Raw genomic sequence first — 1,646 nt, 5'->3', positions numbered from 1 at the left:
CGTCTGCACGCCCCCGCCCCCGGCTGGTCGCTCGACTCCGACGTGGTCGTGGTCGGTTCGGGCGTGGCCGGGCTCACCGTGGCGCTGCGCTGCGCCGCGGCCGGCGCGAAGGTCATCGTGGTGACCAAGGCGCACCTGGACGACGGCTCCACCCGCTGGGCGCAGGGCGGGATCGCCGCCGCGCTCGGCGACGGCGACACCCCGGCCCAGCACCTGGACGACACCCTGGTGGCGGGCGCGGGCCTGTGCGACGAGGACGCGGTGCGGGTCCTGGTCACCGAGGGCCCGGGCGCGGTCCGCCGGCTGATCGCGACCGGCGCCCACTTCGACACCGACGCCGCAGGAACGATCCTGCTCACCCGGGAGGGCGGCCACCACCGCCGCCGTATCGCCCACGCGGGCGGCGACGCGACCGGCGCCGAGGTCTCCCGCGCCCTGATCGCCGCGGTGGTGGACGCCGGGACACCGCACCCGCAGGACCCGGCCACCGACGACGCCGCCACTACCGCAGCCGACACCGGTGCCGGTGCCGAAGGGACCATCGAGTTCGTCGAGAACGCCCTCGTGCTCGACCTGCTCACCGACGCCCGGGGCCGTACCGCCGGTGTCACCCTGCACGTGATGGGCGCGGGCGCCCGCGACGGAGTCGGAGCGGTACGCTCCCGCGCGGTCGTCCTGGCCACCGGCGGGATGGGGCAGGTCTTCTCCGCGACCACCAACCCGGCGGTGTCCACCGGCGACGGCGTGGCGCTGGCACTGCGCGCCGGGGCCGAGGTGAGCGACCTGGAGTTCGTGCAATTCCACCCGACCGTGCTGTGGCTGGGCCCGGACGCCGAGGGCCAGCAGCCGCTGGTGTCCGAGGCGGTCCGCGGCGAGGGCGCGCACCTGGTCGACGCCGACGGCGTGCGCTTCATGGTGGGGCAGCACGAACTGGCCGAGCTGGCGCCGCGCGACATCGTCGCCAAGGGCATCATGCGCCGGATGCAGGAGACCGGCACCGAGCACATGTACCTCGACGCCCGGCACTTCGGCGCGCAGATGTGGGCCGAGCGCTTCCCGACCATCCTGGCCGCGTGCCGCGCACACGACATCGACCCGGTCACCGAGCCGATCCCGGTCGCGCCCGCCGCGCACTACGCGTCCGGCGGGGTGCGCACCGACCTGCGCGGGCGGACCACCGTGCCCGGCCTTTACGCCTGCGGCGAGGTCGCCTGCACCGGCGTGCACGGCGCGAACCGGCTCGCCTCGAACTCCCTGCTCGAAGGGCTGGTCTTCGCCGAGCGGATCGCCGCCGACGTGATGGCGGGCACGGAGCCCGCGCCGGGCGAGCCGGTGCCGCCGGCCCCCGCGAGCGCCCCGCTGCTGGCCTCCGAGGCGCGCTACGAGGTGCAGCGGATCATGACCGCGGGCGCCGGCGTGCTGCGCAGCGCGGAGAGCCTCGCGACGGCCGCGGGCGCGCTGGAGCGGCTGCACACCGCGGCCGTGGAGGCGTACGACCGGGACGGCAAGACCGCGGAGCCGTCGACACCGGCACCGACACCGGCACCGGCACCGGCACCGGCCCCGACGCGGACGCAGACGCGGACACGGACACGGGGGTTGCGCCGGGCTTGGCCGGCGCGGAGTCCCAACTCGCGTTGCGCGAC

At 76.4% G+C, this 1,646-nt stretch carries 1 protein-coding gene; it reads left to right on the top strand.

Annotated features, from left to right (window positions below; genetic code table 11):
- Positions 1 to 1,646: L-aspartate oxidase (locus AC13HU_RS36735; protein WP_483046335.1), on the top strand; the 1,646-nt coding region annotated here is incomplete at both ends.

The sequence above is a fragment of the Streptomyces sp. NH27 genome, from assembly GCF_056859195.1.
This window is presented reverse-complemented; position numbering and strand designations above follow the sequence as displayed.